The sequence below is a fragment of the Aeromicrobium sp. Leaf291 genome (genome assembly GCF_001423365.1).
Lineage (GTDB): Bacteria > Actinomycetota > Actinomycetes > Propionibacteriales > Nocardioidaceae > Aeromicrobium.
Window position 1 is genome coordinate 76372 of sequence record NZ_LMNM01000003.1, and the last position, 25789, is coordinate 102160.

Annotated in this window: 27 protein-coding genes and 1 other RNA gene; 12 read left to right on the forward strand and 16 right to left on the reverse strand. The window is 71.2% G+C overall.

The genetic code is table 11. The features are described from left to right. Positions 1 to 60 precede the first annotated feature (60 nt). Positions 61 to 840, forward strand: a complete 780-nt coding sequence (locus tag ASF35_RS14100) for a DNA-formamidopyrimidine glycosylase family protein (RefSeq protein ID WP_055968782.1) — start codon at positions 61 to 63, stop codon at positions 838 to 840. Here ASF35_RS14100 and ASF35_RS14105 read toward each other — a convergent pair. Both ASF35_RS14105 and ASF35_RS14110 read right to left on the reverse strand, forming a co-directional pair. Continuing rightward, the gene (locus ASF35_RS14105) at positions 809 to 1459 is read right to left on the reverse strand and encodes a DUF998 domain-containing protein (RefSeq protein ID WP_055968784.1); all 651 of its coding nucleotides are present in this window, start codon (positions 1457 to 1459) and stop codon (positions 809 to 811) included. The genes ASF35_RS14100 and ASF35_RS14105 overlap by 32 nt on opposite strands. A 25-nt stretch (positions 1460 to 1484) precedes the next feature. Further along, a complete protein-coding gene (locus ASF35_RS14110) occupies positions 1485 to 2957 on the reverse strand; it encodes an NAD(P)/FAD-dependent oxidoreductase (protein WP_200931778.1) in 1473 nt (490 codons plus the stop codon). Positions 2958 to 3073: 116 nt separating this feature from the next. Between ASF35_RS14110 and ASF35_RS14115 the strand changes: the two genes are divergently transcribed. Beyond that, a complete protein-coding gene (locus tag ASF35_RS14115; RefSeq protein ID WP_200931779.1) occupies positions 3074 to 3694 on the forward strand; it encodes a vitamin K epoxide reductase family protein in 621 nt (206 codons plus the stop codon). A gap of 26 nt (positions 3695 to 3720) precedes the next feature. Here ASF35_RS14115 and ASF35_RS14120 read toward each other — a convergent pair whose 3' ends face one another. Continuing rightward, the gene (locus ASF35_RS14120; protein ID WP_055968788.1) at positions 3721 to 4017 is read right to left on the reverse strand and encodes a 4a-hydroxytetrahydrobiopterin dehydratase; all 297 of its coding nucleotides are present in this window, start codon (positions 4015 to 4017) and stop codon (positions 3721 to 3723) included. Positions 4018 to 4033: 16 nt separating this feature from the next. Then, positions 4034 to 4882: an alpha/beta fold hydrolase gene (locus ASF35_RS14125; RefSeq protein ID WP_055968789.1), complete on the reverse strand. Its 849-nt coding sequence runs from the start codon at positions 4880 to 4882 to the stop codon at positions 4034 to 4036. 149 nt (positions 4883 to 5031) lie between these two features. On the opposite strand from ASF35_RS14125, the gene ASF35_RS14130 reads away from it, so the two are divergent. Next, positions 5032 to 5640: a hypothetical protein gene (locus tag ASF35_RS14130; RefSeq protein WP_200931780.1), complete on the forward strand. Its 609-nt coding sequence runs from the start codon at positions 5032 to 5034 to the stop codon at positions 5638 to 5640. Between the two features lie 241 nt (positions 5641 to 5881). Here the strand turns inward: ASF35_RS14130 and ssrA are convergent. The 8 genes from ssrA to ftsE form a co-directional block, all read right to left on the reverse strand. Continuing rightward, positions 5882 to 6252, reverse strand: a transfer-messenger RNA (tmRNA) gene (gene ssrA / locus ASF35_RS17780). 188 nt (positions 6253 to 6440) lie between these two features. After that, the gene (locus tag ASF35_RS14135) at positions 6441 to 7253 is read right to left on the reverse strand and encodes an endonuclease I family protein (protein ID WP_082481188.1); all 813 of its coding nucleotides are present in this window, start codon (positions 7251 to 7253) and stop codon (positions 6441 to 6443) included. Positions 7254 to 7334: 81 nt separating this feature from the next. Then, positions 7335 to 8711, reverse strand: a complete 1377-nt coding sequence (locus ASF35_RS14140) for an MFS transporter (RefSeq protein WP_055968793.1) — start codon at positions 8709 to 8711, stop codon at positions 7335 to 7337. After that, positions 8708 to 9583, reverse strand: a complete 876-nt coding sequence (locus ASF35_RS14145; protein ID WP_055968795.1) for an amidohydrolase family protein — start codon at positions 9581 to 9583, stop codon at positions 8708 to 8710. Before ASF35_RS14145 ends, ASF35_RS14140 begins: the two co-directional genes overlap by 4 nt. Then, positions 9583 to 10059: an SsrA-binding protein SmpB gene (smpB, locus tag ASF35_RS14150; protein ID WP_055968797.1), complete on the reverse strand. Its 477-nt coding sequence runs from the start codon at positions 10057 to 10059 to the stop codon at positions 9583 to 9585. Before smpB ends, ASF35_RS14145 begins: the two co-directional genes overlap by 1 nt. 35 nt (positions 10060 to 10094) lie before the next feature. Beyond that, positions 10095 to 11357 (reverse strand): M23 family metallopeptidase, encoded by a 1263-nt coding sequence (locus ASF35_RS18380; protein WP_055968798.1) that lies wholly within the window; start codon positions 11355 to 11357, stop codon positions 10095 to 10097. Between the two features lie 194 nt (positions 11358 to 11551). Further along, entirely contained in the window at positions 11552 to 12466 is a 915-nt protein-coding gene (gene ftsX / locus ASF35_RS14160; protein WP_055968800.1) for a permease-like cell division protein FtsX, read from the reverse strand. A gap of 10 nt (positions 12467 to 12476) precedes the next feature. After that, a complete protein-coding gene (gene ftsE, locus ASF35_RS14165; RefSeq protein ID WP_055968801.1) occupies positions 12477 to 13166 on the reverse strand; it encodes a cell division ATP-binding protein FtsE in 690 nt (229 codons plus the stop codon). A gap of 67 nt (positions 13167 to 13233) precedes the next feature. On the opposite strand from ftsE, the gene ASF35_RS14170 reads away from it, so the two are divergent. Continuing rightward, a complete protein-coding gene (locus ASF35_RS14170; RefSeq protein WP_055968803.1) occupies positions 13234 to 13758 on the forward strand; it encodes a hypothetical protein in 525 nt (174 codons plus the stop codon). A 44-nt stretch (positions 13759 to 13802) separates the two neighbouring features. Here ASF35_RS14170 and ASF35_RS14175 read toward each other — a convergent pair whose 3' ends face one another. Beyond that, positions 13803 to 15002 (reverse strand): ROK family protein, encoded by a 1200-nt coding sequence (locus ASF35_RS14175; protein WP_055970206.1) that lies wholly within the window; start codon positions 15000 to 15002, stop codon positions 13803 to 13805. A 108-nt stretch (positions 15003 to 15110) separates the two neighbouring features. On the opposite strand from ASF35_RS14175, the gene ASF35_RS14180 reads away from it, so the two are divergent. From ASF35_RS14180 to ASF35_RS14205, 6 genes are all read left to right on the forward strand, one after another. Then, complete coding sequence (locus ASF35_RS14180) at positions 15111 to 16670, forward strand: sugar ABC transporter ATP-binding protein (RefSeq protein ID WP_055968805.1); 1560 nt, start codon at positions 15111 to 15113, stop codon at positions 16668 to 16670. Next, positions 16667 to 17713 (forward strand): ABC transporter permease, encoded by a 1047-nt coding sequence (locus ASF35_RS14185; RefSeq protein WP_055968807.1) that lies wholly within the window; start codon positions 16667 to 16669, stop codon positions 17711 to 17713. The genes ASF35_RS14180 and ASF35_RS14185 overlap by 4 nt, the downstream gene beginning before the upstream one ends. 18 nt (positions 17714 to 17731) lie before the next feature. Beyond that, a complete protein-coding gene (locus ASF35_RS14190; protein WP_055968809.1) occupies positions 17732 to 18775 on the forward strand; it encodes a substrate-binding domain-containing protein in 1044 nt (347 codons plus the stop codon). Between the two features lie 73 nt (positions 18776 to 18848). Continuing rightward, positions 18849 to 20066 (forward strand): Gfo/Idh/MocA family protein, encoded by a 1218-nt coding sequence (locus ASF35_RS14195; RefSeq protein WP_055968811.1) that lies wholly within the window; start codon positions 18849 to 18851, stop codon positions 20064 to 20066. Between the two features lie 2 nt (positions 20067 to 20068). Continuing rightward, positions 20069 to 21076, forward strand: a complete 1008-nt coding sequence (locus tag ASF35_RS14200; RefSeq protein WP_055968812.1) for a sugar phosphate isomerase/epimerase — start codon at positions 20069 to 20071, stop codon at positions 21074 to 21076. A gap of 70 nt (positions 21077 to 21146) precedes the next feature. Further along, the gene (locus ASF35_RS14205; RefSeq protein WP_082495532.1) at positions 21147 to 21785 is read left to right on the forward strand and encodes a DinB family protein; all 639 of its coding nucleotides are present in this window, start codon (positions 21147 to 21149) and stop codon (positions 21783 to 21785) included. 9 nt (positions 21786 to 21794) lie between these two features. Here the strand turns inward: ASF35_RS14205 and sigJ are convergent, their stop codons facing one another. From sigJ to ASF35_RS14220, 3 genes are read right to left on the reverse strand one after another with little or no spacing between them, the layout of a single operon-like run. Then, positions 21795 to 22664, reverse strand: a complete 870-nt coding sequence (gene sigJ, locus ASF35_RS14210; protein WP_156368049.1) for an RNA polymerase sigma factor SigJ — start codon at positions 22662 to 22664, stop codon at positions 21795 to 21797. Positions 22665 to 22681: 17 nt separating this feature from the next. Then, positions 22682 to 23440, reverse strand: a complete 759-nt coding sequence (locus ASF35_RS14215) for an SDR family oxidoreductase (protein WP_055968815.1) — start codon at positions 23438 to 23440, stop codon at positions 22682 to 22684. Then, complete coding sequence (locus ASF35_RS14220; protein ID WP_200931225.1) at positions 23437 to 23841, reverse strand: hypothetical protein; 405 nt, start codon at positions 23839 to 23841, stop codon at positions 23437 to 23439. Before ASF35_RS14220 ends, ASF35_RS14215 begins: the two co-directional genes overlap by 4 nt. Positions 23842 to 23957: 116 nt before the next feature. Between ASF35_RS14220 and ASF35_RS14225 the strand changes: the two genes are divergently transcribed. Beyond that, positions 23958 to 24791, forward strand: a complete 834-nt coding sequence (locus ASF35_RS14225) for an ABC transporter ATP-binding protein (RefSeq protein WP_304438772.1) — start codon at positions 23958 to 23960, stop codon at positions 24789 to 24791. Continuing rightward, the gene (locus tag ASF35_RS14230) at positions 24788 to 25777 is read left to right on the forward strand and encodes an iron-siderophore ABC transporter substrate-binding protein (protein WP_235497449.1); all 990 of its coding nucleotides are present in this window, start codon (positions 24788 to 24790) and stop codon (positions 25775 to 25777) included. The genes ASF35_RS14225 and ASF35_RS14230 overlap by 4 nt, the downstream gene beginning before the upstream one ends. The last annotated feature ends 12 nt before the right edge of the window (positions 25778 to 25789 follow it).

Genomic DNA, 25789 nt, shown 5'->3' on the forward strand with positions numbered 1-25789 from the left:
ATACCGGGCGAGGCGTGACACCCCCGCCAGACCACCTCGATCGACGACAGGAGGTCGCCGATGCCCGAAGGTGACACCGTCTGGCGCACCGCGCACCACCTGCGCGAGGTGCTGGAGGGTCGCGAGCTGGTGCGCTCCGACGTGCGGGTGCCGCAGTGGGCCACGCTCGACCTGTCGGGTCGCACGGTCGACGAGGTGCTGAGCCGTGGCAAGCACCTGCTGATCCGCGTGGGTGACGCGTCGCTCCACTCCCACCTGAAGATGGAGGGCGCCTGGCACGTGCTGCGGCGGGGCAGCCGGTGGCGGCGTCCGGCGCACACGGCGCGGATCGTGCTCGAGACCGAGCAGCACCAGGCCATCGGCTTCTCCCTCGGGCTGCTCGAGGTCCTCCGGCGCGAGCACGACGACGACGCGCTCGCCTACCTCGGCCCCGACCTGCTCGGTCCCGACTGGGACCTCGCCGAGGCCACGCGCCGGGTGTCGGCCGATCCCGAGCGCCCGATCTTCGTGGCGCTGCTCGACCAGCGGAACCTGGCCGGCCTGGGCAACGAGTACGTCAACGAGCTGCTCTTCCTGTCCGGACTCCTGCCCACGCGACCGGTGGGCGAGGTCCCCGACGTCGCGCGGGTGATCGACCGCGGGCACCGGCTGCTCGACGTCAACAAGGCGCGGGTGGAGCGCACGTTCACCGGGAGCACCCGGCACGGCGAGGATCGCTGGGTCTACCGCCGCGAGCACGCCCGGTGCCGCCGGTGCGGCACGCCGCTGCACCACGGCGAGCTGGGCGACGAGCCCGGCCGTGAGCGGATCACGTTCTGGTGCCCGCACTGCCAGACGTGAGCCGACCGGCCAGTCCCAGCAGGAGCACGGCCAGCCACACCCACGCGGTCGCGAAGGCCAGTCGCTGCCACAGGCCTGCGGCACCCAGGGTGCCGTCCTCGGTGAGCGAGAAGGCGAAGTGCGCCCACAGCGACGCCACCACCGCGACGAACGCCGTCGTGGCGAGCCGTCGGGTCTCGTCGTCGCGTCGCCAGCGCACCGCCTGCACGATCATCACGGCCGGCAGCAGGGTCGAGGCGAGCAGCAGGGCCAGCGTGTTGACCGCGGCCGAGGTCGACGGCTCGGCGGCCACGAGCGGCGCGCCGGCCGCCGCCGCGACGTCGGGGTCGGGCGTGCTGGCAGCGAAGACCACGAGTGCGGCACCGAACCCCGCGAGCAGCACCGGCACGGCGCGCCGACGCCGTTCGGGGTCGAGCGCCCGCCCCACGGTGCCGGCCGACAGCACCACGAGCACCCCGGTCGCGCCCGCCACGATCCGCACGAGCAGCGCCAGGTCACCGAGCAGCAGCTGGTCGACGGGGACGTCGACCACGTCGCCGGGCGAGGCCAGCACGACCACGGCCACGAGCAGGAGCAGGGCGGAGGCGGCGGACCGCAGGATCAGCTGGTCGAGGCGCACGCGCCCACCCTAGTGGCGGTCGTCGTCAGGAGGCCTGGGCCGACTGCCGCGAGGTCTCGTCGAGCCTCGTCCAGACCATCGCCTCGTCGAGGTCGGTGCGACGGTTGTCCCAGGCGTCGAGGAACCAGTTCTGGCGCACGGTCCAGGGCTTCTCGCGACCCTGCTGCGGGAGCACGCCCGCAGCCCGCTGGACGTAGCCGGACTGCAGGTCCAGGGCCGGAGCGGTCTCCCCCTTCGCGCCCTGCGGGTCGGGCGTGCCCGCCGCGTAGCCGTGGCTGCGCATGTGCTCGACCAGCCGTGCCACGTACTGCCACGACAGGTCGGCGCGCAGGGTCCAGGAGGCGTTCGTGTAGCCGATGCACCAGGCGAGGTTCGGGACGCCGCTGATCATCAGTCCCTTGTAGACGAACCGCTCGTTCGGGTCGACCTTCTCGCCGTCGACGTCGATCGCGACCTTGCCGAGCGCCACGACCTTGAGCCCGGTGGCGGTCACCACGACGTCGGCGTCCAGGTGATCGCCCGACGTGAGCCGGATGCCGGTCTCGTCGAACCCGTCGATGTGGTCGGTGACGATCGAGGCCTTCCCGCGCCGCAGCGTGCGCCAGAGGTCGCCGTTCGGCACCACGCAGAGCCGCTGGTCCCACGGGTCGTAGCGCGGGGTCAGGTGCTTGGGATCGAAGCCGTCGGGCGCGGACCGTCCGGCACGCGTGAGCAGGATCTTCTTGGCCGCGCTCGGGAAGCGGCGGCAGAACTCGTAGAAGCCGATGGCCACCGTGGCGTTCTTGACGCGGGTGACCCGGTGGGCCAGGCCTGCCGGCAGGACCTTCCGCAGCCCGGCCGAGACGGCGTCCTCGCCGGGCAGGGACGTGATGTAGGTGGGCGAGCGCTGCAGCATCGTCACGTGCTCGGCCTCCTCGGCCATCGACGGCAGCAGCGTGATGGCCGTGGCGCCGGAGCCGATGACGACGACCTTCTTGCCCCGGTAGTCGAGGTCCTCGGGCCAGAACTGCGGGTGCACGACCGTCCCGGTGAAGTCCTCGAGACCGGGGAAGTCCGGCGTGTAGGCCTCGTCGTAGTCGTAGTAGCCGCTGCACATGAACAGGAACGAGCAGGTCTGCTCGACCAGCGTGCCGTCGACCTCGCTGGTGAGCGTCCACCGGGCGTCCGCGGACGACCAGCTGGCTGCGACGACGCGGTGGCCGTAGCGGATCCGCCGGGCGATGCCGTGCTCGTCGGCGGTGCTGCGGATGTAGGTGCGGATGTCGCCGCCGTCGGCGATGGACTTGCGGTCCGTCCACGGCCGGAACGGGTAGCTCAGCGTGTACATGTCGGAGTCCGACCGCACGCCCGGGTAGCGGAACAGGTCCCACGTGCCGCCCATGGCGTCGCGGGCCTCGAGGATCGTGAAGCTGCTGCCCGGGCTCATGGTGCTCAGGCGGTGGGCGGCGCCGATGCCGGACAGCCCCGCACCCACGATGACGACGTCGACGTGCTCCATGTCCACACCTCTCAGATACTGACGGTATCCGAAACCGTACGGCGAGTATGCCGCCGCGTCAAGGAGTCACGACGACGTCACCCGCCCCGCGACCATCGGTCGCCTACGATCGAGGCGTGAGCGACGTGCTGGAGACCGAACGCGACGAGGACCTCGACGCCCTCGAGGTCCGCGACCCCCGATGGATGATGCTGGTCGGCGGTGCCGTGGGCCTCGCTGCCGCGATCATCCTGACCATCGACAAGGTGAAGTTCCTGACCGCCGAGGCGGCCGGCGAGAGCACGGCGCTGAACTGCGACCTCAACGCCTTCGTCAGCTGCGGTGGCGTCATCAACACCGACCAGGCCTCGGCGTTCGGGTTCCCGAACCCGATCATCGGCATCGTCGGGTTCACCGTGGTGCTGACCCTCGGGGTGCTGCTCGCGTCCGGCGTGCGTCTGCCCGGCTGGATCTGGGGAGGCCTGCAGGTCGGCGTCCTGTTCGGCATCGGGTTCGTGACGTGGCTGCAGTACCAGAGCATCTACGAGATCGAGAAGCTGTGCCCCTGGTGCATGGTCGTCTGGACGATGATGATCCCGCTGTTCGTGCTGGTCACCGCCCGCAACCTTCGCGCGTTCGCGCCCGGCTCGGCCGTGACCCGGTTCCTCAGCAACTGGACGCTGCTCGTGGTCGTGCTCTGGTACGTCGCCGTCGTCGCGGCCATCTGGTTCCAGTTCGGCGAGAACCTCTGGGCCTGAGGCCCGCTGCCTGGGTCTCGGGCGACCTACCGTGCGGCGTCGCCGGCCAGCTCGTCGAGCACCTCGGCCAGGCGGACGTCACGACCACTGACACCACTGACGTCGTGGCTGCTGAGTCGCACCTCGACGCGGTCGTACACGTTGGTCCACTCGGGGTGGTGGTCCATCTCGTCGATGCGCGGTGCAGCAGCGGCCATGAAGGCGATCGCGGCCGCGAAGCCGTCGAAGGTGTAGGTGCGTGTCAGCCCCGACACGTCGCCGGACCAGCCGGGCAGGTGCTCGAGGGCCTGGGTCACGCGCGCGGGGTCGAACGGCTCGTCCATGCCCCGACCGTACGCGTCAGGCCGCGACGGCGCGAGCCCGTCGAGTGATCGCGTCCACCAGCACCTGCGGCTCGTGGTCGGGGATCCAGTGGCTGACCCCCTCCAGGACGACGAGCTCGTACGGCGCGTCCACGTGCTGGGGCGTGAGGTCGACCCCCTTGCGACCGAGGGCCACGTCGCCCGTGCTCCAGACCATGGTCGTGGGCACCCGCACCCTCCCCTGCACCGAGCTCATCGAGAACGGGAGGCCGCGGTAGTAGCCGAGGCCACCGGCCAGGGCACCGCCGTCGATCATCTCGGCCTGGAACCGCTCACGGAGCCCACGGTCCATGCCCGCGTGGGCGAGGGCGCGCTCCCGGACCCCCTTCGCCCGCGTGAGCACCAGCTCGGGCACGACCGGCAGCTGGAAGAAGCCCATGTACCAGGACTTCAGCAGCTGCGTGCTGCGCAGCATCGACGTCATGAAGGCGGCCGGGTGCGGGACCGAGACCGCTGTCCAGGACTGCAGGAGCTCGGGTCGGGAGGCAGCGACGTACCAGCCGATGGCCGAACCCCAGTCGTGGCCCACGAGGTGCACGGGCCTGCCGACGATCTCGAGGAGCGCGGCCACGTCGGCGGCGATGAGGTCACCGGCATAGGCCTTGCGGCCACGGGGGCGGGCCCCCGGGGAGTAGCCGCGCAGGTCGGGGGCGATGGTGCGGTACCCCTCCGCGTGCAGCAGCTCGCTCACCCGCTCCCACGAGGTCGCCTTCTGCGGGAACCCGTGCAGCAGCACCACCGGGTCTCCCCCGATCGGCCCGGTGTCGGTGACGTCGAACGTCAGACCGTCGTGGGAGTACGTGTGGATGCGTCGCGCAGGAGACATGCCGCGAGCATACCGACGGTACGCGTCAGCGCCAGCGCCTCGCGCTCCACGAGCGTGGACGCCCAGCCTCCGCAGACCCCGACCACAGGTTCACCACAGGGTGGACAGCCACCGTGGACGAGGTCCGCACCACCGAGGAGAGAGACACCATGAACAGCTCGACCGCAGCACGCATCGGCATCGCCGGCATCGTCGCCGGAGCCGGACTGGCCGCCGGCGGCATCGCCGTCGCGTCCGCCGAGGACACCGCCGGGAGCACCGCGAGCTCCAGCGCCCACCCGGGCGGTCATCGCGGCGGACCCGGCGTCCTCGCCGAGACGCTCGCCGAGGAGCTCGACCTGGAGCAGTCCGACGTCGAGGCCGCGCTCGCCGCCGTCCGGGAGGACCTGCGCCCCGACGCGCCCGCCGAGGGCGAGAAGCCGACCCCGCCCTCCGACGAGGAGCGAGCCGACCGCCAGGCCGCCCTCGCCAAGGCTCTCGCGAAGGAGCTCGACGTCTCCGAGGCGAAGGTGACGGCCGCGCTGGCGGCCGCCGAGAAGCAGGCCGAGAGCGACCGCGAGGAGCGTCAGGCCGAGAGCCGCACCGCCCTCGTCGAGCGCCTCGACGCCGCTGTGGAGGACGGCACGCTCACGAAGGCCGACAAGACGTCGGTGCTCAAGGCGTACGACGCCGAGCTGCTCGGCGGGCCGGGGCTGGGTGGCCCGGGTGGGCGTGGTGCGGGTGGGCCGGGCGGGCCGAAGGCCGACGCCGCGTCCTGACGGTCGCTGTCCGTCGCTGGCCGTCGCTGGCCGTCGCGCGATGGTCTTCCGAGTCGGGACGGTCACGCTGTGCGCGGCCTGGCATGGACGGGTGGGGAGCTGCCGGGATCCCTCCGCAGGGCGCCTTCGGCGCGAGGGGGTGGGGCCCACTCGATTCACGGTGCCTGATTCACGCAACGCGAAGACCCCCACAGACCACGAAGACCCCCACTCGAGCGTGTCGAGTGGGGGTCTTCGCGTTGCGTGGAGCTGCCGGGAATCGAACCCGGGTCCTTTGGCGCTGAGTCAGGTCTTCTCCGGGTGCAGTGCGTCATGTCGCTTTTCTCAGCCCTGGTGCTCGGACGAACACGTCACCAACAGGCTCAGTCACGAAAAAGTCCCGATCGCGTCACGTGACGCTACGCGATCAGCAAGTCCCCTAGATGAGACAGACGATCCGGGACGGGGACGCTCCCGGGTCTGCCCTTCACCAGTCGCTGTCAGGCAGCGAGGGCGAAGTCAGTGCGCTTGGAATCGGCACTTGTGGTTTGCGACGAACGTTAAAGAGATGACGTCGCGTTCTCTACCCGCTTCTCCTGAGTCGAACGACCAAAGTCGAAACCGATCAGCCCCTCTTGAGTTGTCAACCGACACCCACCTTCACAGGCACGGTGTCTCCATCACTGTACAACCGCGCGACGACACCGCGCATTCCTCGCGCCACCGGACCCCACCATCGGTGGATGCGCAACGTCAGCAGGACTCCTGCGGTTGCGCATCCACCGATGCGGGCGGTGGCGGGCCCTACGGCCGGATCGGCTCTAGCCGAAGACGGACTGCGCCCACTCCGGGTGGTCGATGAACGGGTTGCGGTTGCCCTGGTAGCGGGTGTCGATGAGGTCGTTGCGGCGCTGCTCCGCCGCCGACGGCGGGTCCTGCGCGTGCCACTGCAGCAGCACCGAGATCCGGCCGAGGTAGGGCGTCGTGCCGTTGACCTGGTTGTTGGCCTCCAGGTCGGCGAAGCCGTCGCCGCCCTCGTAGCGCACCGCCATGTACATGACCATGCGCGCCACGTCGCCCTTCACCGCGGCCGGCGGCTCGAACGAGTCACCGTCGGTCAGGCACGACGAGCAGCCGCTCACCGACGACCCGCCCGCGTCGAAGTCCTTGTTGCCGCGGGTGCCGTTCACCTGCACGTCCTCCGGACGCAGGTGGTGCAGGTCGGTGCCGGGGCCGGTCGACGTCCCGAAGTCCCCGTGCGACTGCGGCCAGACGTGCTCGCGGTTCCAGTCGCCGACGTTGCCGCCGTTCGCCGACTTCGAGCGCGAGACCTGCGAGTAGAAGAGCTTCACGTTGTTGCTGTTGGCGGGGTCCTGGTCGGTGACCTTCAGGGCCTCCCAGACGGCCGAGTACGAGATCCGCGTCTGCACCGAGATGATGTCGTGCAGCTCGTCCTTCAGCGCCGCGCCGCTGAGGCCCTGAGCACTGTCGTAGTAGCCGGGCTCCGGTGCGGCGTCGGCTGCCCGCGGCAGCACGGCCAGGACGAGCGTGATGATGATGGCCAGGCCGGCGTGTCGGGGCGTGCGCCGGCTCGTGGCCGCGCACCCCCGCCCGGCTCCCCCGAGTCGAGTCATGGGCACCACCCCACACCATCGGGTCGTCCGTGACCAGACCTGCGACCGGACGTTCACCCGATCGTCACGCTCGGCGGGCGGCTACGCGGAGGTCGGGGCGCGGTCCGGGTCGGCCGAGCGTCCGTGCACCAGGGCAGCGGCGCAGCCTGCAGCCACCACGAGCAGCCCGACGCAGATCCAGGTGCCGACGCGGAAGCCCGGCCCGAAGACGTCGGGCGAGGCGAAGTCCGGCCCCGCGATGCCCGCGAGCGGCGGGATCGCGGCCACCGCGAGGAGGCCTGCCGTCCGCGAGACCGCGTTGTTGATGCCCGAGGCGATGCCGGCCTGGTCGTCCGGTGCGGCAGCGAGCACCGCCGTGGTGAGCGGCGCCACCAGCAGGGTGAGGCCGAGCCCCATGAGCACCGCTCCGGGGAGCACGTCGAGCCAGAAGCTCGCATCGGCACCGATGCGCAGGTACAGCAGCAGGCCCGCCGCCGACAGCAGCGGCCCCACGGTCATCGGGACACGGGGTCCGATGCGCTGGCCCAGGGCACCCGCCCGCGAGGAGAACAGCAGCATGAGCACGGTCAGGGGCAGCGTCGCCAGGCCGGCCTCGAGCGGGGAGTACCCGGCCACGTACTGCAGCTGCAGCACCAGCAGGAACATGGACCCGCTGAGCGCGCCGTAGATGGCGAAGGTGCAGATGTTCGCCGCCGTGAACACGCGGTCGGCGAACAACGACAGCGGCACGAGCGCGTGCGGAGCGCGCCACTGGTGCACCACGAAGGCGACCAGCAGGGCCAGGCCGACGAGGCTCGGCACCCACTCCTGCTGGACCAGTCCGTAGGTCAGGAAGGCCAGGGTGCCGACCGTCAGCAGCGAGCCCTCGACGTCGAGCCGCTCCTGTGCACCCGTCGACTCCGGGACGTGCCGCCACGTGACCCAGACGACCACAGCGGCCAGGGGCAGGTTGATCCAGAAGACCGATCGCCAGCCCACGGCGTCGACGAGCGTGCCGCCGACGAGCGGGCCGAGCGCCGTCGTGACGCCGGCCAGGCCCGACCAGAGGCCGATGGCGCGGCCCCGGTCGTCGGGGTGGATCGAGGCCGAGATGATCGCGAGGCTCCCCGGCGTCAGCAGGGCCCCGCCGACCCCCTGCAGCCCCCGAGCCGCCACGAGCACCTCGATCGTCGGCGCGAGCGCGCAGGCCAAGGACGCCACGGCGAACCACACGACGCCGACGAGGAAGACCCGACGTCGGCCCCACCGGTCGCCGAGCGAGCCACCGACGAGGATGAGGGCGGCCAGGGTGAGCGTGTAGGCGTTGACCGTCCACTGCAGACCCGCCACGCCCGCGTCGAGGTCCCCGTCGATCGCGGGCAGGGCCAGGTTGACGATGGAGCCGTCGAGGAACGCCATCCCCGTGCCGAGGACCATCGCAGCGACGAGCCACCGTCCCGCGGCGGAGTCGAGCCTCACGAGGTGTACCCGAACAGCTCGGCGCCGTTGCGCCAGAGCACCCGCCGCAACCAGTCCTCGCCGAGGTCGAGCCGCTGGAGCACCTCGACCTGGTGGGCGTAGGGGTACGGGATGTTCGGGAAGTCGGTGCCCAGCAGGATCCGGTCACCCAGGTCCGCGAGCCTGGGCGCGACGTCGACCGGTGGCGGGCCGTCCCAGAAGTCCACGAGCGCCATCGTCACGTCGAGGCGGACGTCGGGGTGGGCGTCGGCGAGGTCGAGGAACGCCGCGTACTCGGGCATGCCGAGGTGCGCCACGATGATCCGCAGGCTCGGGAAGCGGTCCAGCACCCGGGCCAGTCCGTCGGGCCCGGTGTGGGTGCCCGGGGCGGGCCCGGAACCGGCGTGCAGCACCACGGGGGTGCCGCTCTCGGCGAGCGTGCCCCACACGGGGTCGAGGAGCGGGTCGTCGGCGGCGAAGTCGCCGACCTGCAGGTGGGCCTTGAAGACCTCGACCCCACCCTCGACGAGCCCCGGCACGTAGGACGCCGCCTCGACCTCGGGGTAGAAGGTGGCCGAGCGCAACGCCTCGGGCACACGGTCGGCGAAGCCCAGCGTCCACTCGTTCATGAAGGTCGCGACACCGGGCCGGTGCGCGTACGACAGGGCGGAGAAGTGCTTGACGCCCATCGCACGCAGCTGCTCGACGCGTTCCTCGTCGCTCCCCCGGTACGCGATCGGCCACGCACGACCGAGCAGGGGGCCCGCGGCGTCGAAGTAGGCCCACACCTTGGCGAGCACCTTCGGGTGCATGAAGTGCACGTGCACGTCGAACAGGCCCGGCAGCCCGAGGTCGTCGGCCAACCCCGGGAGGTCGGCGTCGGACAGCGTCACTACCGGATGCCCTTGATCTTGCGTCCGATCTCGCGCTGGGCGTCGGCCTTGGCCTGCCGCTCGGCGATCGCGTGCCGCTTGTCGTACTGCTTCTTGCCTCGGGCCAGCGCGATCTCGACCTTCGCGCGACCGTCGAGGAAGTACAGGGCGAGCGGCACGATCGTCAGGCCCTTGGCCTGGATGCGCTGCTCGATCTTGTCGATCTCCTGGCGGTTCAGCAGCATCTTGCGGCGACGCCGGGTCTCGTGGTTGGTCCACGTGCCCTGGCTGTACTCCGGGATGTGGACCTGGATCAGCCAGGCCTCGCCGTTCGCGATCTCGCCGAAGCCGTCGACCAGGGACGCGCGACCGGCACGCAACGACTTCACCTCGGTCCCCGTGAGGACCAGTCCGGCCTCGTAGGTGTCTTCGATGTGGTAGTCGTGGCGCGCCTTCTTGTTCTGCGCGATGAGCTTGCGCCCGGTCTCCTTGGCCACCGACCCATCCTAGGGGGTCGGACCCGACGTCCTCGTCAGAGCCAGCTCATCGGGTTGGTCGTGCCGCCGTTCGCCAGCACCATGAAGTGCAGGTGGCACCCCGTGGAGTAGCCGGTGCTGCCGACGTAGCCGATGACCTCGCCACGCGAGACCTTCGCACCGCTGCCGCGGGCGAACCGCGACAGGTGGTTGTAGGTCGTCACGATGCTCTTGCCGCGCTTGACGCCGTTGGCGAGGATCACGCGGTTGCCGTACCCGGCGTTGTAGTACTGCTGGATGATCGTGCCGCTCGCGGCCGCACGGATCGGCGTGCCACAACCGACGCCGAAGTCCGTGCCGTCGTGCAGCTTGTACACGCCCGTGACGGGGTGCACGCGCATGCCGTAGGGCGAGGTGACCGGCCCGCTCACGGGGTAGGAGAGCGCACCGCCCTTGTCGCCCCCGGAGACGCCACCACTGGTGCCGCCGCCCTTGCCGCCCTTGTTGGCCTTCTCGAGCTCGCGCCGGGCGAGCTCCTCCAGCTGGGACTGCAGACGGTTGCGCTCGGCCTCGTACGCGGCCAGGAGCTTGGCGTCCTCGGCCCGTGCGGCCTTCGCGGCGGTGCTGGCACTCGCGCGGGCGTCGACGAGCTCGCCGACCTCGGCGGCCTGCGCCTCGGCGGCCGCCTCGAGCTCGGTCATCTTCTGCAGGTTGGCGGCGGCGGCCTTGCGGGCCACGGCCACCTGGTCGCGCAGCTCCTCGACCTTGTCGCGGTTGAGTCGCAGCATCACCTTGGCGGCCGCGAGCTTCTGCATGCGCGAGACCTGCGCGTCGCCCACGGAGGCGTTGAGGCTCATCCGGTCGGTGAACGTGGTGGGGCTCTCGCCGCCCAGCAGCTCGCCGAAGGCGCGCATGCCGCGGTCGCCGTCCTGCACGGTCTCCACGGTGAAGGCGGCGACGGACTCCTCGGACTTCTTGAGCCGCTTCTCGCCCTTCTTCAGGGCGGCGACGGCCTTGTCGAGCGCCGCCTCGCTGCGGTCGAGCTCGGCCTGCATCCGCGTGTCCTCGGCCTGGGAGACCGCCAGCTGACCGCGGGTCTCACCGAGCGTGGCGCGTGCCGAGGTCAGCTTCGACTGCGCCGCCTCGAGAGCGGCGGCGGCCTTGTTGTAGGCCGCGCTGGAGGAGTCGAGGGCCTTCTGGGCGCCGTCGATCTTGCCGCTGACGCCCTTCTTCTGCCGCTCGAGGTCGTCCTTCTTGTCGGCCAGGACGGGGTTCGTGAAGCCGACGACGATCAGGCTCGCCGCGAGGGCCGCGACCACGGCCCTGACCACATGACGCCCGAGCAGGTGGCGGCGGGGGGCATGACGACGGGCCGCGGGTCGAGGATCGCGGGACGTGGGCACAGACATGGGACCTCGGCGTTGGGGAAGGAATCGTGCGAGGCAGGCCGCCGGCCATCACTCGATGAGGCGGATGGTGCGGGTGTTACTGGTGTGACTCTAAGCCATGGTGCTCAGACGTCAAGGTACTTCCGCGTCATCACGAGGGTCGGGACCAGCGCGAGCAGCAGGGCCAGGACCGTCGTGTAGCCCATGACGGCGGCGGCCTCCTGCCATCGGATCCAGGTCGTCAGCTCGCCCAGCGTGGTGCGCAGGTAGCCGTAGACGACGAACCACATGAAGGCCGCCAACCCGGCGGCCGCCAGGGCCGCCGACAGCACCGCGGCCAGCATCGACTCCAGCACGAACGGCAGCTGGATGTGCCAGCTGGACGCTCCGACCAGGCGCATGATGCCGATCTCGCGGCGTCGCGCGTAGGCGGTCATGCGGATGGTGTTGGAGACCTGGAGGATGGCCGCGACGATGAGCAGGAGCGACGTGGCGAGGGCGGCCCAGCGCATCTTGTCGAGGATCTCGAACAGCGGCCCGAGCAGCTTCTTGAGCGACTGCACGTTGCCGACGCCGTCCATGCCCGAGACCTGGCTGACGAGGCCGTCGAACTCCTGCGGGTCGTTGAGCGTGACGAAGTAGGACTCCGGGAAGTCGGCCGGCTCGACCGTCTCGAGCTGGGCCTTGCCGCTGTCGGTCTGGCCGAGCAGCTCACGTGCCTTGTCGTAGTTCTCCTGCGGGGAGCGCACGTCGTAGGACTTGACCTCGGGGTTCGTGGAGAGCGCCTCCTGGACCGCCGCGGTCTGCTCGTCGGTGGCCGCCCCGCCCACGCACGTCGGCGCGGTGGAGTTGTCGGTGCACAGGTTGACCTGCACCTGCAGCTTGTCGCCGTAGAACTGCTCGGTGCGGTCGGCCTGGCTCTGCAGCAGCAGGCCGAGGGCGGCCAGCAGCAGCGAGACGGTCATGGTGACGATCAAGGAGATCGTCATGGACGTGTTGCGGGACAGGCTCGCGCGGAGCTCGCTCATGATGGTGCGCACGGTGATCGCCTCAGGACTGGTAGCCGTAGATGCCGCGGGCCTCGTCGCGCACGACGCGCCCCTCGTCGAGCTCGATGACGCGCTTGCGCATCTGGTCGACGATCGAGGAGTCGTGGGTGGCCATGACGACAGTGGTGTCGGTGCGGTTGATGCGGTCGAGCAGCTTCATGATGCCGACGCTGGTGGTGGGGTCGAGGTTGCCGGTGGGCTCGTCGGCGATGAGGATCATCGGTCGGTTCACGAACGCCCGGGCGATGGCCACGCGCTGCTGCTCACCACCGGAGAGCTCGTCGGGCATGCGGTGCCCCTTGCCCTCCAGGCCGACCATCTCGAGGGTCTCGGGCACGAGCGCGTCGATCTCGGAGCGGTGCTTGCCGATGACCTGCAGCGCGAAGGCCACGTTCTCGTGGACCGTCTTGTTCGGCAGGAGGCGGAAGTCCTGGAACACGGTGCCGACCTGGCGGCGCAGCTTGGGCACCTTCCAGCTGGAGAGCTTGTTGATCTCCTTGCCCGCCACGTGCACCCGGCCGGTGGTGGGCCGGGCCTCGCGGAGGACGAGCCGCAGGAAGGTGGACTTGCCCGACCCCGAGGACCCGACGAGGAAGACGAACTCCCCCTTCTCGATCTCCAGGTCGACGGCGTCCAGGGCAGGACGCTTCTGGCCCGGGTAGGTCTTGGTGACCTTGTCGAAGCGAATCACCCGTCGAGTCTAGGCAGGTCGCTCCACGTCACCGTGCAGACTCGCCCGCCGTGGGTACGGTGACCAGATGCTGCCTCGTCTGCCCGATCCTCGCCGCCTGCCCGAGCTCGTCGACGCGGCGACGTCGGCGCTGCCACGCGCGCTCGGCCTGCTCGACGCGGCCGAGGACCTGGTGCGGCGGGCGCATCGCCTGGTCGACGACATCGACGCCACCCGGGTCGCGGCGGACGCCGTGGTGGTGCGGACCGCCGGCACGGTGGCCAGCGTGCAGCCGACGCTGGACCGCGCCCAGGCCATGGTCGAGACGTTCGGGCCGGTGCTCGACGACCTCGCGCCGATCGCGAAGAACTTGATGCCCACGCTGCAGCGGATCTCCGAGACGACGTCGCCCGAGGAGATCGAGGCGCTGGTCGGGCTCATCGACCACCTGCCGATGCTCGTCGACAAGCTCGAGGCCGACATCGTGCCGATCCTCGAGGACATGCGGAACGTGGGACCCGACATCCACGCCCTGCTGGACACCGCCACCGACCTGGCGGCGATGCTCGAGAAGGTGCCGGGGCTCAACCGTCGTCGCCGCGACGACGACTAGGCAGGGCGCGCGGCGAGGACGGCCGAGGGTCCCGACGGGATCGCTCAGGCCGTGCGCTGGGACGCGCCCTGCGCGACGTAGGCGTCGACGGCGGCCGGCGACAGCACCTCGTCGATCACCATGGCGCCGGCACCGATGACGCCCCCGAGGCTGCCGACGGTGGTGGCGACGATGCGCAGGTGGTTGGTGGCGAGCGGGAGCGACCGCTCGTAGACGACCTCGCGGACGCCGGCGAGCAGGTACTCCCCCGCCTCCGACAGCTTGCCGCCGATGACGATCACCGACGGGTTGAGCAGGTTGACGCAGGTGGCCAGCACCTCGCCGAGGCTGCGGCCGGCGTCGCGCACGGCGTTGAGCGCCACCACGTCGCCGCGGTTGACCGCGTCGACGATGTCCTGGGACGTCTCGACGGACAGACCCTGCTCCCGCAGGCGTGCCGCCACGGCGGGCCCGGCGGCCACGGCCTCGAGGCAGCCGGTGTTGCCGCAGCGGCAGTGAGCGTCGGCCGCGTCGGAGACCCGCACGTGCCCGAGGTCACCCGCCGACCCGAGGGCGCCGCGCAGCAGCTGGCCGTCGGACACGATGCCCGCTCCGATGCCGGTGGCGACCTTGACGAGCAGCAGGTGCTCGCCGCGGTGGCCGCGCACGTGCTCGCCCAGCGCCATCAGGTTCACGTCGTTGTCCACGAGGACCGGACCGGAGAACGTGCGACCGAGGTGCCCGGGGACGTCGAAGTCGTGCCAGCCGGGCATGATCGGCGGACTCACCGGTCGACCGACGGCGTGCTCGACCGGACCGGGCAGACCGATCCCGACGCCGGCGACGTCGGACACCGGGCGACCGCGGTCGGCGAGCAGCTCGAGCCCGATCGAGGTGACCCGGTCCAGCACGACGGTGGGGCCGTCCGCGATGTCACACGGAACCGTCCGCTCGACGAGGACCTCGCCGGCGAGGTCGAGCAGGGCGACGCTCGCGTGCGAGGCACCGAGGTCGACCGCCAGGACGACGCGCGCCTCGCCGTGGAAGCGGAACCGGGTGGGCGGCCGACCGCCGGTCGAGACGGTCTCGCCGGTCGGGCGCAGGAGGCCGACGGCCAGCATCGCGTCGACCCGCGCCGTGACGGGAGCCCGCCCCAGCGCCGACCGCTGGCTGAGCTCGGCCCGCGTCCAGGCCTGCCCGTCGCGCAGGTGCTGGAAGAGATCGCCGACGCCGACCAGCGTGGTCGGCAGCGACGACGACGTCATGACCATGAGTCTCCCACACCCCTTCTGTCGGCCCTGCTCAGCAGATAAGTCGAACACAATCAGACTTTTGCTTGACGAGCAACAAAAGAGGTGACTAGGGTCACAGCCATGCCCACCCCCCAGGCACCGCCCCTGCTCGAGATGCGCGGGATCGTCAAGGAGTTCCCCGGAGTCCGGGCGCTCGACGGCGTCGACCTCGTCGTGCGCGCCGGCGAGGTGCACTGCCTCCTGGGCCAGAACGGTGCGGGCAAGTCGACGCTCATCAAGGTGCTCGCCGGCGCGCACGGCGTGGACGCCGGCACCATCACCTGGCGCGGCGAGGACGTGACGTTCGCGGGCCCACAGGCCGCGCTCGACACCGGCATCGCCACCATCTACCAGGAGCTCGACCTCGTCGACGGCCTGAGCGTCGCGGACAACATCTTCCTCGGCCACGAGATGTCCCGCGGCGGCGTCACCCGCACCGTCGAGGCGAACCGGGCCGCCCGCGCCCTTCTCGAGCGCCTCGGCCACGCGGAGATCCGACCCGGTCGCGAGGTGGGCAGCCTCTCGGCCGCCGGCAAGCAGATCGTCTCCATGGCCCGTGCGCTCTCTCGCGACGCCCAGGTCATCGTCATGGACGAGCCGTCCGCCGTGCTCGACCCCGACGAGGTCGACGGCCTCTTCCGCGTCGTCGAGGACCTGCGCGCGGCCGGGACGGCCATCATCTACATCTCCCACCGCCTCGAGGAGATCCGGCGCATCGGCGACCGGCTCACCGTCCTCAAGGACGGGCGCACCGTGGCCGGCGACCTGTCGGCGAAGGACACGCCCACGTCCGAGCTCATCACCCTCATGACCGGCCGCGAGGTCTCCTCCGTCTTCCCCGAGCGTCCCGTCGTCACCGGCACCGACCCGTTGCTGCGCGTCGAGGGGCTCACCCGCACGGGCGAGTTCGAGGACGTCAGCTTCGACGTGCGGCCCGGCGAGGTCGTCGGGATCGCCGGCCTGGTCGGCGCGGGTCGCAGCGAGATCCTCGAGACCGTCTTCGGCGCCCGACGCGCCCACCGCGGCACCGTGACCGTCGACGGCTCCGACCTGCGGAACGGCTCCGTGCCGGCGGCGGTCCGCGCCGGCATCGGCCTGTGCCCCGAGGAGCGCAAGTCCCAGGGTCTGGTGCTCGACGACCTCGTCTACCGCAACGTCTCCCTCGCGAGCCTCGGTCGCTTCGCGCGGCTCGGCGTCAGCACCGAGGGCGAGGAGCTCGCCGCCGCCCACGCCGCCACGCGCTCGGTCGACGTCCGCCCCGACGCCCCCACCCGCGTCGTGCGCACGCTGTCGGGCGGGAACCAGCAGAAGGTCGTCCTGGCCCGCTGGCTGCTGCGCGGCTGCAAGGTGCTGCTGCTCGACGAGCCCACCCGCGGCGTCGACGTCGGCGCGCGGGCCGAGATCTACGCGCTCGTGCGCACGCTCGCCGACGAGGGTGTCGCCGTCGTCGTGGTCTCGAGCGACCTCGACGAGGTGATCGGTCTGTCGCACCGCGTGCTCGTCCTGGCCGACGGCCGCGTCGTCCACCACTCCCCCGCCGACGCGATCGACGCGTCCGGCGTCCTCGAACGCATCCTCGCCGTGCACGAGCACGGTGCGGACCATCCGACCACGACCGACCAGAGAGGCGACGTCGCGTGACCGTCACCCCCGATCCCTCAGGCAGCACCGCCCACGACAGCGGGAAGGACCCGGCCCTCTCGGTCCCGGCCCCCTCCCGCCGGTCGATGTCCGGGGGCTCCGGCCTCGGCCGCAACCTCGGCCTCGTCGTCGCGCTCCTGCTGCTGTGCATCATCGGCGTCGCGACGTCGGGCGAGCGCTTCGCGAGCGTCGACAACATGCTCACCGTGCTGCGCGCCGCGTCCGTCATCGGCGTCGTCTCCATCGGGATGACGTTCGTCATCACCGGCGGCGGCATCGACCTCTCCGTGGGCGCGATCGTGGCGCTCTCCTCGGTGTGGGCCACCACCACCGGCACGCAGGCCATGGCCGACGACATCGGCTGGGTCGCGATGGTCTTCGCCGCCGTGGTGGTGGGAGCCGCCTGCGGCGCGGTCAACGGGCTGCTGGTCGCGTACGGCCGCATCGTGCCCTTCATCGCCACCCTGGCGATGCTCGCCGCGGCCCGGGGCCTCGCGGAGATCATCTCCGACCGCAAGACCCAGATCATCCGGAACCAGGGCTTCACCGACCTCTTCGGCTCCGAGCCGCTCGGCATCCCCTTCATCGTCGTGATCTTCGTCGTGGTGGCGGCCGGCGGGTGGTTCCTGCTGAACCGCACGACCTTCGGCCGACGGACCTTCGCGGTCGGCGGCAACCCCGAGGCCGCGCGCCTGGCCGGCATCAAGGTCCAGCGCCACACCGTCTACCTCTACGCCCTGCTCGGCACCACGTGCGGCATCGCCGCCGTGATGCTCATGTCGCGCACCACCACCGGCACGTCGACGCACGGCCAGCTCTACGAGCTCGACGCCATCGCCGCCGTCGTGATCGGCGGCACGCTGCTCAGCGGCGGCCGCGGGACCGTGACCGGGACGCTCTTCGGCGTCCTGATCTTCACCGTCCTCACCAATGTCTTCACGCTCAACAACCTGTCGATCTCGGCCCAGGCCGTCGCCAAGGGCGTGATCATCGTGATCGCTGTGCTCCTGCAGCAGCGGATCGCGAACCGCACCACCACATAACCCCCACCCAGGAGTGTCATGACCACGATCCGCCCCCGCCGCCGCACGGTCGCCGCCTTCGGCGCCCTCGCTGCCGCCACGCTCGTCCTCGGCGCCTGCACCAACAGCTCCGACGACTCCGGCTCCACCGGAGCCAGCAAGAGCAACACCGACAACGACAAGTCCGGTGACACCGTCACCATCGGCTTCTCCGCCCCTGCGGCCGACCACGGCTGGATGGGTGCGATCACGAGCTCGGCGAAGGCCCAGGCCGAGCAGTACGACGACGTCGACCTGAAGGTCGCCGAGGGCACGAACGAGGTCGGCCTGCAGATCTCGCAGGTGGAGACCTTCATCAACGACAAGGTCGACGCGATCGTGCTGCTGCCGTTCGACGGTGCCGCCATGACGCCGGTCGCGCTCAAGGCGATGGAGGCCGGCATCCCGGTCATCAACGTCGACCGCGAGTTCGACTCCCCCTTCGCCGCCCGCACCACGGTGCTCGGCGACAACTACGGCATGGGCGTCTCGGCCGGCACCTACGTGTGCGAGCAGGCCGCGGGCGACGAGGACAAGGTCGTCGCGGAGATCGCGGGCATCGACTCCCTGCCCCTGACGCAGGAGCGCTCGAAGGGCTTCTCCGACGCCCTGAAGAAGTGCGGCCTCGAGGTCGAGAACCGCGTCGCCGCCGAGTTCACGGTCGAGTCCGGCGAGCGCGTGGCCTCGAACCTGCTCCAGGCCGCCCCGAAGATCGACTACCTCTGGAACCACGACGACGACCAGGGTGTCGGCGTGCTCGCCGCGATCAAGAACGCCAACCGCGACGAGTTCGTCATGATCGGTGGCGCCGGCTCGGCCAACGTCATGCGCGACATCAAGGCTGACAACACGGTGCTCAAGGCGACGGTCATCTACCCGTCGACGCAGGCCGCCGACGGCATCAAGCTGGCGCGTCTGATCGCGCAGGGGAAGTCGATGTCCGACCTCGCCGAGGTGCAGGTTCCGCGCAAGGTGCAGCTGGCCGCTCCGGTCGTCACGAAGGACAACGTGGACGAGTACATGGACTCCGCCTTCGAGTCCTGAGCCCCACCACCCGGGCCCGCCCGCGCCGACTCCGTGCGGTGCGGGCGGGCCTCCCTTCACGACGAGGACACACATGAGCGAGACGACGAACGGGCCCACGAAGGAGCCCACGAACGAGCCCAAGGATGAGCTCGGTGTCGCGATGGTGGGGTACGCCTTCATGGGCGCCGCGCACTCGCAGGCCTGGCGCACCGCCCCCGCCTTCTTCGACCTCCCCCGACGACCCCGCCTGGCCGCGATCTGCGGACGTGACGCCGACGCCGCGGGCGCCGTGGCCGACCGTTTCGGCTGGGAGTCCGTGGAGACCGACTGGCGTCGGCTCCTGGAGCGCGACGACGTCGACGTCATCGACATCTGCACGCCGGGCGACACGCACGCGGAGATCGCGATCGCCGCCCTCGAGGCCGGCAAGCACGTCCTGTGCGAGAAGCCGCTGGCCAACACCGTCGAGGAGGCCGAGGCGATGGCCGAGGCCGCAGCGGCCGCGTCGGCCCGGGGCGTGCGCGCCATGGTGGGCTTCACCTACCGGAGGGTCCCCGCCGTCTCGCTGGCGCAGCGCATCGTGGCGTCGGGACGCCTCGGCACGATCCGGCACGTCCGTGGTCAGTACCTCCAGGACTGGCTGGTCGACGAGGACGCCCCGATGAGCTGGCGGCTGGACAAGAGCAAGGCCGGCTCGGGCGCGCTGGGCGACATCGGCGCCCACGTCATCGACATGGCCCAGTTCGTGACCGGCAGCGCCATCACGACCGTCAGCGGCCTGATGGAGACCTTCGTGACGAGCCGTCCGGTCGCGGGCGAGCGCGCGACGCTCGGCGGCACCGGCGGCTCGGGCGAGCGGGCCGACGTGACCGTCGACGACGCCGCCGCGTTCACCGCCCGCTTCGACGACGGCGCCCTCGGCGTGTTCGAGGCGACCCGGTTCGCCACGGGTCGCAAGAACGCCCTGCGCCTGGAGGTCAACGGCTCGCTCGGGTCGATCGCCTTCGACTTCGAGGACATGAACGTCCTCGAGCTGCACGACGCGACGCTGCCCGCCGAGGAGGCCGGGTTCCGCCGCATCCTCGTCACCGAGGCCGACCACCCCTACGTCGCCGCCTGGTGGCCCCCGGGCCACGGGCTCGGCTACGAGCACGGCTTCACCCACCAGGTCGTCGACCTGGTGCACCACATCGCCGAGGGCACCGACCCGGCCCCGTCGTTCGCCGACGGGCTCGCCGTGCAGCGGGTGCTCGCGGCCGTCGAGGCCAGCAGCGACGCAGCCGGCACCATCCAGAAGACGGGAGCATGACGATGGCACGACCGATCACGCTGTTCACCGGCCAGTGGGCCGACCTGCCCTTCGAGCAGGTGGCCGAGCTGGCCGCCGGCTGGGGCTACGACGGTCTGGAGATCGCCTGCTGGGGCGATCACCTCGACCCCTGGGCCGCCGTGGAGGACCCGGACTACATCGCGACGCGCAAGGAGATCCTCGACCGCCACGGTCTCCAGGTCTTCGCGATCTCCAACCACCTCAAGGGCCAGGCGGTCTGCGACGACCCGATCGACCAGCGCCACCAGGACATCGTCGGCTCGCGCGTGTGGGGCGACGGCGACCCCGAGGGCGTGCGTCAGCGCGCCGCGGAGGAGATGAAGAACACCGCCCGTGCGGCCCGGATGCTCGGCGTCGACACGGTGGTCGGCTTCACCGGCTCGTCGATCTGGAAGTACGTGGCCATGTTCCCGCCGGCCACGCAGGCCATGGTCGACGCGGGTTACCAGGACTTCGCGGACCGCTGGAACCCCATCCTCGACGTGTTCGACGAGGAGGGCGTGCGCTTCGCCCACGAGGTGCACCCCAGCGAGATCGCCTACGACTACTGGACCACGCAGCGGGCGCTGGAGGCCGTGGACCACAGGCCGGCGTTCGGGCTCAACTGGGACCCGTCGCACTTCGTGTGGCAGGAGCTCGACCCGCTCGGCTTCCTGTGGGACTTCCGCGAGCGGATCTACCACGTGGACTGCAAGGACGCGAAGAAGCAGGTGGGCAACGGACGCAACGGCATCCTCGGCTCCCACCTGCCGTGGGCCGACCCGCGACGCGGCTGGGACTTCGTGTCCACCGGTCGCGGTGACGTGCCGTGGGAGGCGTGCTTCCGCATGCTGAACACCATCGGCTACGACGGTCCGGTGTCGGTGGAGTGGGAGGACGCCGGCATGGACCGTCTGCTCGGGGCACCGGAGGCGCTGGAGTACGTGCGCCGCAACCTGTTCGACGCGCCGGACGCGGCGTTCGACGCGGCCTTCAGCTCCGGCGACTGACGGCACGGATCACCTGCCCACCGATCTCGGGGGACTCGACCCTGTCACCGCACGGTGGCAGGGTCGAGTCATGCCCGACCCCATCGGAAGCGACCCCGTCAAGAGCGACACCCTCAGGACCGACACCGTCAAGGACGACCTGCACCGCTACCTCCACGGGGCGCGCGACGCCCTGCGCTTCAAGATCGACGGGCTGGGTGAGCTCGACGCCCGCCGCAGCCTCACCCCCACCGGGCTCAGCCTGCTCGGTCTCGTGCACCACACGGCGGTCTGTGCGGCCGAGTACTTCGGCGTGGTCTTCGACCGGCCCTTCCCCGAGCCGACGCCCGACGTCGACGCCGACCCGCACGCCGACTTCGTGGTCCCGTGCGAGGTCTCGCTGGAGGACGCACTGGCCTACGTCGACCGTGCGTGGGCGCATGCCGACGCCACGATCGAGGCGCTCGCGATCGACGCCGAGGGCACCGTGCCCTGGTGGAGCGGTCCGCGAGCCCGGGTCACGCTGCACCAGGCCCTGGTGCACATGATCGCCGAGGCCCACCGCCACGCCGGTCACGCCGACGTCCTGCGCGAGGGTCTCGACGGCACCGCGGGCCTGCGCCCGGACTCCACCAACCTGCCCGACGGCATGGACTGGCCCGATCACGTGGCGCGGGTCGACCGCGTGGCCCACGAGGCAGCGGCGCGGGCCGTCGGACCCACGGCCTGAGGCGTCCGCTCAGGCCCAGGCGCCGAGCTTCTCGGGGTTGACCGTGATCCACACGTCGTGGATCACCTCGCGCACGTCGAAGGCGACCACACCGGCAACCTCGGACCCGCGTCGGACCAGCACGCCGGTGCGGCCCTCGACACCCACCGGCTCGAAGGTGAGGTCGGCGTCCTTCGCCGCCAGGCCGAGCAGGAAGCGGGCCACGTGGTCGGGGCCGCGCACCACGTTGCGGGCGGCCCGGACGATGCCGCCTCCGTCCGACGCGAGCGAGACGTCGGGGTCGAGCAACGGCAGCAGCTGGGCGATGTCACCGGTGGCGCAGGCCGCGAGAAAGGACCGCACCACCGCGTCGTGATCCCGCGCGGCGGCCTCACGCCGGCGCCGCTCGCGCAGGTCGGCACGAGCCGCCGAGGCGAGCTTGCGGCAGGCCTGCGGTGAGCGGCCCACCACCGCCGCGACCTCGTCGAACGGCAGACCGAAGACGTCGTGCAGCACGAACGAGACCCGCTCGGCCGGGGTCAACGACTCCAGCAGCACCATGACCGCCGACGTCACCTGGTCGTCCAGCGTCACCCGGTCGGCGGGGTCGCTCAGCGCATCGGGGTCGGGCAGCGGCTCGGGCAGCCACGGACCGACGTACCGCTCCCGACGAGCCCTCGCGGAGCCGAGCTGGTCCAGGCAGACACGGCTCACCACCGTGGTGAGCCACGCGCCCGGACGTCGGACGGCGGCGCGCTCGGCGTCGTCGAGCCGGTACCAGCGTGCATAGGCCTCCTGCACGGCGTCCTCGGCGTCCGCCCGCGTGCCCAGCAGTCGGAAGGCGGTGGCCAGGAGCCGCTCACGCTCCGCGAGCGCCGGACCCAGCAACGGTTCACTCATCGGGTCATCATCGCTGGTCATCGGACGGCGTCCGGAGTGACGCTCGACAGCCAGGTCTCGAAGCTGGTCGTGCCGTGGTCGGCTCCGTCGCGCGTGAGCAGCGCTCCGTTGCGCATGCCACGACCGAGCGGGCCGGGCAGCGGCAGGGCGAGGACGGGCCGTCGGTCACCAGCCCGTCGCGCGTACGCCCGCACCATGTCGACCATGCGGCGGACGTCGGGGCCGCCCAGGTCGGTGGCCCGTCCGACCGGCTCGCCGGCGGCGAGCGTGACGAGACGCTCGGCCACCTCGCGAGCCGCGACGGGCTCGCTGCGCATGACCGGGACGAGCACCAGGGGTCCGACGGTGACCTGCCCGTGCAGCTGCTGGGCGAACTCGTGGAACTGGGTCGCGCGCAGGATCGTCCAGGGCACGGCACCGGACTCGACGAGCTGCTCCTGGTGCACCTTGCCGGCGTAGTAGCCGCCGGTCGCGCGGTCGCTGCCGACGATGCCGAGCGCCACGTGGTGACCCACCCCGGCACGCTCCTCCGCCGCGAGCAGGTGGCGGGTCACCGCGTCGAAGAACCGTCGTGACTCCTGCGCGTCCTGTGTCGCGGTCGAGGTGACGTCGACGACGACGTCGACCCCGGCGAGGGCGACGTCGAGGCCCTCGCCTCCGGTGAGGTCCACCCCCGCCGCACGCGACAGCACGACGACCTCGTGGCCCTCGGCGCGGGCGACGTCGACGACGTGCCTCCCGACCATGCCGGTTCCTCCGGCGACGGCGATCTTCATGGCGTCTTCCTTCCTGTGGGACGTTCGGTGCTTCTCGCCCGGGCAGGGGCGACCAGCGGTACCGCGAGCACCACCGTGGCGCTCAGCGCGACGACCTGACCGATGACGTCCCGGACAGTGAAGCCCTCCAGGTGCGCCAGGTGGTAGGTCAGGTGGGGAACCGAGAACACCAGCCATGCCACGCCGACCGCACGACCGCCCTCGACGCGGTGGCTCGCTGCTGCGACCACGCTCGCAGCGGCGAGGCCGAGGTAGAGCGCCCCGACGTCGCGCACCAGGTGCTCGTTGTACGGGCCGTCCACCGCGACCCACACCGAGCCGAGGCCGGGGAACGTGTCGTAGAAGGAGCGCGGCGCAGCGGCCGCCCACAGCCCGACGTAGAGCCCGATGACCGCGGTCACCAGCAGGATCGATCGTCGTGTCGTCGTGTTCACACCTCTACGACGACGCAGCCCGCCCAGGTGTGAGGTCGGGCCCGACGTCCAGGCGGGGCGTAGGTATGCCTTACCTTTGTCGCGTGCTCCACCGTTCGACCCTTCAGCTCCGCGGCACCGGCATCGTGGCCGGCTACCGACGCGCGACGGTCGTCCACGACGTCGACGTCGCACTGCACGCGGGCCGGGTCACGGCGCTGATCGGACCGAACGGCTCGGGCAAGTCGACCCTGCTGCGGTCGCTGGCCCACCTGCACGAGCCGGAGTCCGGCCGGGTGGAGCTGGGCGACGGCATCGCCGTCGGCGACCTGCCCGGCCGTGACCTGGCCACGCGGCTCACCCTGCTCTCGCAGTCGCGGAGCGTGCCCGGCGGCGTGTCGGTCCGGGAGGTCGTGGAGTACGGCCGCCACCCGCACCGCGGCCGCTGGGGCGGTGGCGACCCCGACGGCGCCGTCGTCGTCGACCGCGTGATGGGGATGTGCGGCGTCACCGAGCTCGCCGACCGTCCCGTCGACACCCTGTCGGGCGGGCAGCTGCAGCGCGTCTGGCTGGCCAGCTGCCTGGCGCAGGACACGGCCGTGCTGCTGCTCGACGAACCCACCACGTTCCTGGACCTGCGCTACCAGGTGGAGCTGCTCGACACGGTCCGCGACCTCGCCGACCACCACGACATCGCGATCGGCATCGTCCTGCACGACCTCGACCAGGCCGCCGCGATCGCCGACGACGTCGTGCTGCTCGTCGACGGCCGCGTCGACGCGGCCGGCCCTCCCGCCGACGTCCTCACCTCGGCGCGCTTGAGCGCCGCCTACGGCATCCAGGTCGACGTCCACGTCGACCCCTCCACCGGCCACGTCCGCACCCGCGCCGTGGCCCGTCACCACACCCGTCCGACCCCCCTTCAGGAGAACCCGTGACGTCCATCCGCCTGCCGCTCGTGGCAGCCACCGCCCTGCTCGCCACCGTGCTCGCCGCCTGCGGCACCACCGAGGACGCCTCCGACGGCTCCTCGGAGTCCAGCGGGGAGAAGATCACCCTCACCGACTCGCGCGGCAAGGAGATCACCCTCGACGGTCCCGCCACCCGCGTGGCCGCAACTGAGTGGAACGCGGCCGAGTACCTCGTGTCGCTCGGCGTCCAGCCGGTCGGCGTGTCCGACGTCAAGGGCTTCGCCACCTGGGACAGCGCGGTGGAGCTCGGCGACGACGTGACCGACCTCGGCACGCGTGGCGAGCCGAGCCTGGACACGCTGGCCTCGCTCGACCTCGACGCGCTCGTCGTCACCGACACCCTCGCCGGCGATGCCGTGGAGCAGATCGAGAAGACCATCCCGGTGATCGTGCTGCCCGGCGGCAAGGCCGGCGAGCAGATCGACCAGATGTTCGCCAACCTCGACCTGGTGGCCAAGGCCACCGGCACCGAGGACGAGGCGAAGGACCTGAAGGCCGAGTTCGACGAGAAGCTCGCCGACACCAAGAAGGCCGTCGCCGACTCCGACGCCGCCGGCGCCACCGTGGCGTTCAGCGACGCCTACGACACCGGCGACGCCGTCTCGGTCCGGCCCTACACGGCCACGTCGCAGCTCGGCACGATCCTGGGCGAGCTCGGCTTCGAGAACGCCTGGGACGCCATCGACGGCCTCGAGCCCGACCCGGCCTACGGCCTGGCCCAGACCGACGTGGAGGGCCTGACCAAGCTGCCCGACGACACGCAGTACTGGTACATCGCCAACGACGCCGAGACCGACCCGTACGCGGACACGCTGAAGGACAACACCGTCTGGACGTCGCTGCCGTTCGTGGAGAGCGGCGACGTGGTCCGCTTCCCCGACAAGATCTGGATGTTCGGTGGTCCGAAGTCGATGATCCAGTTCCTGGACGCCGTCGCGGACCAGGTCTCCTGAGCGACTGACGAC